General features: G+C 72.0%; 5 protein-coding genes. 2 read left to right on the forward strand and 3 right to left on the reverse strand.

Translation table 11 applies throughout. The features are described from left to right. Both AC3WLN_RS23535 and AC3WLN_RS23540 read right to left on the reverse strand, forming a co-directional pair. Nucleotides 1-733: NAD-dependent epimerase/dehydratase family protein (locus AC3WLN_RS23535; RefSeq protein WP_492485340.1), on the reverse strand; the 733-nt coding region annotated here is incomplete at its 3' end. 98 nt (nucleotides 734-831) lie between these two features. Further along, on the reverse strand, nucleotides 832-2,475 hold the full coding sequence (locus AC3WLN_RS23540; protein ID WP_492485342.1) for an inorganic phosphate transporter: 1,644 nt from the start codon (nucleotides 2,473-2,475) through the stop codon (nucleotides 832-834). A gap of 333 nt (nucleotides 2,476-2,808) precedes the next feature. Here AC3WLN_RS23540 and AC3WLN_RS23545 point away from each other — a divergent pair, with 333 nt between their 5' ends. Continuing rightward, nucleotides 2,809-3,165 carry a GcrA family cell cycle regulator gene (locus AC3WLN_RS23545; RefSeq protein ID WP_492485344.1) on the forward strand — a complete coding sequence of 119 codons (357 nt, stop codon included), beginning with the start codon at nucleotides 2,809-2,811 and terminating at the stop codon, nucleotides 3,163-3,165. Between the two features lie 90 nt (nucleotides 3,166-3,255). Here the strand turns inward: AC3WLN_RS23545 and AC3WLN_RS23550 are convergent, their stop codons facing one another. Beyond that, nucleotides 3,256-3,855 (reverse strand): hypothetical protein, encoded by a 600-nt coding sequence (locus AC3WLN_RS23550; protein ID WP_492485346.1) that lies wholly within the window; start codon nucleotides 3,853-3,855, stop codon nucleotides 3,256-3,258. A 332-nt stretch (nucleotides 3,856-4,187) separates the two neighbouring features. On the opposite strand from AC3WLN_RS23550, the gene AC3WLN_RS23555 reads away from it, so the two are divergent. Continuing rightward, entirely contained in the window at nucleotides 4,188-4,751 is a 564-nt protein-coding gene (locus AC3WLN_RS23555) for a superoxide dismutase family protein (protein ID WP_492485347.1), read from the forward strand. Nucleotides 4,752-4,964 lie beyond the last annotated feature (213 nt).

Below are 4,964 nucleotides of genomic sequence, written 5' to 3' on the forward strand. Positions count from 1 at the left end.
GGCCTTGCCCGTCGCCGGGGCGGGGCGGGGGCCGGTCCATCAGCCCGCGGATCGCCGCCACGAGGTCGTCGACATAGGTGAAGTCGCGCTCGGCCGCGCCGCCGGCGAAGACCGTGATCGGCTCGCCGGCCAGGATCTTCCGGGTGAACAGGAACAGCGCCATGTCCGGGCGGCCCCAGGGGCCGTAGACGGTGAAGAACCGGAAGGCCGTCGTCGGGATGCCGAACAGGTGGCTGTAGGCATGCATCATCGCCTCGCCCGCGAGCTTGGAGGCGGCGTAGAGAGTCAGCGGCGTCACCGCGGGGTCGGTCTCGCGGAACGGCAGGGCGGTGTTGCCGCCATAGGCCGAGCTCGTGGACGCGAACAGGAGGTGGCGCACCGGATGGGCCCGCACCGCCTCGATGAGATTCGCCGTGCCGACGAGGTTGGCCTCGACGTAGGCGCCGGGATTTTCCAGGCTGTAGCGCACGCCGGCCTGGGCCGCGAGGTGCACGACGATCTCGGGCTCGGCCCGGCCGACCGCCTCCCGCAGGGCGCCCGGCGTCTCCAGGCGGGCCTCGACGGGGGTGAAGGACGGATCTCGCGCGAGCTCGGCGTGGCGCGCCCGCTTCAGGCCGACGTCGTAGTAGTCGCTGAATCCGTCGAAGCCCGTGACGGCATGGCCCTCGGCGAGGAGGCGCCGCGCGAGGTGGTAGCCGATGAAGCCGGCCGTGCCGGTGACGAAGACGCGCATGGGGTTCCTGGCGGCCGGCCGAACCCGGACGAGCCCACCCCCGACCTACACGCAGCGCCGCGCGACCTCAAGAAAGCCGGGATCGCCCGGCCCGCCCGTCAGAACACGTGCCGCAGGATGAAGAACAGGCCGCCCGCCAGGGTGATGGCGGCCGGCAGGGTGAGCACCCAGGCGAGGGCCATGTTGCGCACGGTGGCGACCTGCAGGCCCGAGCCGTTGGCCGCCATGGTGCCGGCGACGCCGCTCGACAGGATGTGGGTGGTGGAGACGGGCAGGCCGTAGAGTTCGGCGAGCCCGATGGTGCCGGCGGCCACCATCTCGGCCGAGGCGCCCTGGGCGTAGGTGAGGTGGGTCTTGCCGATCCGCTCACCCACCGTGACGACGATGCGCTTCCAGCCGACCATGGTGCCGAGGCCCAGCGCCAGGGCGACGCAGACCTTCACCCAGGTGGGGATGTAGCGGGTGCCGTCGTTGAGCAGGCCCTCGTAGGCCTTGAGGGTCTTGCCCTCGGCCTCCGGGAGGCCGGCGCCGGCGGCCGGCAGCAGCCGCACCGCGTCGGCGGCGAGGTACATGTCGTTGCGCAGGTTCGGGGTCGCGGCGGCCGGCACCTGGCGGATCGCGCCGTGTCGCTGCACCGAGGCGGCGATGTCGTCCGAGAGGGCGGCCAGCGCCGCGTAGACGGCGGGGCTGTTCAGCGCCTTCGTGCGCAGGGCCTCGCTGACTTGGCCGCGGGCGGCCGCCGCGTCGGGACGCGGCGCGGTCCCGGCCCGGGCGGCGAACACCGCGCTGGCGTCCTTCGATTGCTGCACGAAGGCCGGGGTCGTGTCGTCCGACATGGTCCGGTTCAGGGCATAGGCGGTGGGGGCGGCGCCGATCAGGATCAGCATGATCAGGCCCATGCCCTTCTGGCCGTCGTTGCCGCCGTGGAAGAACGACACCAGGGTGCAGGTGAGGATGAGGAGGCCGCGGATCCAGAGCGGGGGCGGGGCCTCGCCCCGGGGGGCCTCGTAGAGGTCCCGGCGCTTGACCACCGCCTTCATGGCGAGCAGCAGCAGGGCCGCCAGGACGAAGCCGAGGACGGGCGAGAACAGCAGCCCCTCCAGCACCTTCACCGCCTGCCCCCACTCGACACCGGAGGTGCCCTGGCCCGCGGGCGCCATCAGCTGGTTGGCGAAACCGACGCCGATCACCGAGCCGATGAGCGCGTGGGAGGAGGAGTTCGGCAGGCCGAGCGCCCAGGTGCCGAGGTTCCACAGGATCGCGGCGATCAGCAGCGAGAAGATCATCGCGTAGCCGGCGGCCGAGCCGACCTGCAGGATCAGCTCCACCGGCAGGAGGGTGACGATGGCGTAGGCCACCGCGCCGGAGGACAGCATGACCCCGAGGAAGTTGAAGGCGCCGGACCAGATCACCGCCACCACCGGCGGCAGCGCGTGGGTGTAGATCACCGTCGCCACCGCGTTGGCGGTGTCGTGGAAGCCGTTCACGAACTCGAAGGCCAGGGCGATGAGCAGCGCCAGGGCCAGGAGCGCGAAGGCGCCGATCGCCAGCGGCGTCTCGCCGACCGCGTTCATGTCGTGGATCAGGCTGTATCCGGCATAGGCGAGCCCGCCGAGGAGGACCACCGCGAAGGCGACGAGGCCCGCGACATGGATGCCGCCGTCGAGGTTCGGGCCGGGGCGGCGCCCCGAGCCGGCCTCGGGCGGCGCGGCGCGAAGTCCGGGGGCGATCGCATCGGCCATGGCTCGGCTCCCTCGGCGGGGCGATCGCGCGGGCGGGGTGATCCCGCCGCGACGCCCTGCGCGCTCCGCTGCTATGACGGTCCCGTCACAGGACGATGACAGTGACCGACTCTTCGCCGCGGCCCGGGATGAAACGACGCGCTGCTTCGTGACGGGTCCGGTCCTGTCCGCGACGCCTTGCGCCAGCGGCCGGAAAGCTGTGCGTTGCAACACACACATGCGTCAGCACTTGTTTGCCGAGGGGCAAACCCCAGATATAACAGCATCATGACGCTGTCGCGTCCGGTTCGGCCGCGCTTTCGACCCGCTCAGGGTCCGCAAGTCTCCCCACTCATGTTCGCGGGCCGCCCGCTGAGTCCATGCAGGGGAGAGGCCCTCCCGAAGGCGACGCGCTTCCGATCCGTCAGAATCCGCAGGGCCTTGCCCGCGAAAGCCAGTCCGCGAGTCATCCGATCCATGAACCAGCTTGTCCGCATGTCACAGGTCGGCGAGGCCGATGCCATCGCCGAGCCCTCCGCCGAGCTGCGGGTGCCGTTCGCGCAGTCCGGTGCCTTCGTGTGCAAATTCATCATCGGCGAGCCCAACGACCGCGCCGTCTGCTGCGGCGCCCCGGCGCCGGACGGCAAGAGCTGGTGCGCCTTCCACCGCCGCATCGTGTTCGAGCCCGCCCGGCCGGGCCGCCTGCGCTGATCCACGGCCCCGCGCCCGATCCGACCCGAACCCCGCCGGCACCCCCGGCGGGGTTTTTTCGTGCGCGACGCCCGCAGGCCGTTCGGCCCCTCAGTCCTCGCTCTCCTCCTCGTAGGGGCGGTAGGTGCGCAGGCGCCGGCCGTCGGGGAACTCGATGCTGCGGGACCGCACCACGAGGTAGCCGGCCTCCTGGGCCTGCCGGATCCGGCGCGCCCGGTCGTCCTCGTCGACGAACGGCCCGGTGGAGTCCGGAACGACGCCGTAGCTGTAGCGCATCACCGACGGCCGCGCCGCGTAGGGGGCCGGCCGCTGGGCGACGCGCCGGACGGCCGGGGCCGCGGCCGGCCCGCGCGCGACCGTCCGCACGGCCTGGCGGCGCGGCGCCGAGAAAGACGCCGCCGGGTGCGTGACCCGCACGCGTGCTTCGGTATACCGGCGCGCGGTCCTGGGCGCCCGGACCGCCGCGCGCGTCGGGCGCTTCGCCTCGACGGGGGCCGCCTTGGAGGCCTCGCTGGACGGGTCCGGGGACGCCGCCGGCGCCGGCGCGGGCTTGGTCTCGGCGGCGCTGCGGGCCGGCGGATCGGTCCATGTCCGCCCGGCCGGGGACGATGTCTCCGACAGGGCCAGGGTCGGCAGGGCACCGATCACGAGAGCGAGGAACCCGAGGCGGCGAGGGACGGTGAACGTCATGGGAACCTCCCAACGCGTCTTCAATGCTGCGATCACTGTCGATGCCGGGTCAGGATCTTGAGCCCATCCACCGGGAGAGACTTGGCGAATCAGGGTCGGGCACCGGCCTCGTCAGGCGAAACTTAGCGAAACCTTAAGAGTTCGTCCACGCGCCGCAAGCATCGGCGTGCCGCCGGACACAGGCATTCGCGCCGCCCCCGGGTCGCGCCGTCTGGCCTCGCCGCCCCCGGCATGGGAAAGGTCGCGCATCCCCGGCATTGCCGTGGATCGCCCCGGGACCATCTTCGTTGACGCTCCACAGGCGTACCCGGCGTGGAGAGGAGAGCCATTTCATGAGACGACTTCCGTCGGTCCTCGCCCTCGCGGCGAGCACGGCCTTCGCCGCCCAGACTGCCCTCGCGCAGCCCGCCCCGGCCGCGCCCGCCGAGGCGCCGCCGCCCGCGGCCCCGCAGACCTTCGAGAGCCCGATCCAGAACGGGAAGGGCGAGACCATCGGCAAGATCATGATCCGCGACGGCGCGAGTTCCCTCGTGATGCGCGTGACGATCCAGCCCGGCGGCCTGCCCCCCGGCTGGCACGGCATCCATTTCCACGCTGTGGGCGACTGCTCGGACACCGCGAAGTTCGAGAAATCGAAGGCCCACGTGAATCACGACCAGAGCAAGCACGGCCTGCTGAACCCGGAAGGTCCCGACGAGGGCGACCTGCCCAACGTCTTCGCCAATGCCGACGGCTCGGTGAACGCGGAGGTGTCGAGCGAGACGCCGCTGACCGGCGAGGGCGCCCTCAAGGACGGCGACGGCTCGGCCCTGATCATCCACGCCAACGAGGACGATCACACCACCCAGCCCATCGGCGGGGCCGGTGCCCGCATCGCCTGCGCGGTGATCAAGTAGCTCCCACGCCACTCCCGCGGGACCATCCGGTTCCGCGGGATTTCGGGGCCGCTACTTCTGGACGACGCTGACGAGCTTGGCGCCGCGCGCCTTCCGTTCGGGCAGGGTGTCCCTGACGGTCTTGATGATGCCGGCGGCGTCGAGGCCGGCCTCGGCGTACATGGCGTCCGGGGTGTTGTGGTCCTGGTAGCTGTCGGGCAGCGTCAGCGTGCG

It is taken from the genome of Methylobacterium sp. FW306-05-D, assembly GCF_058782155.1.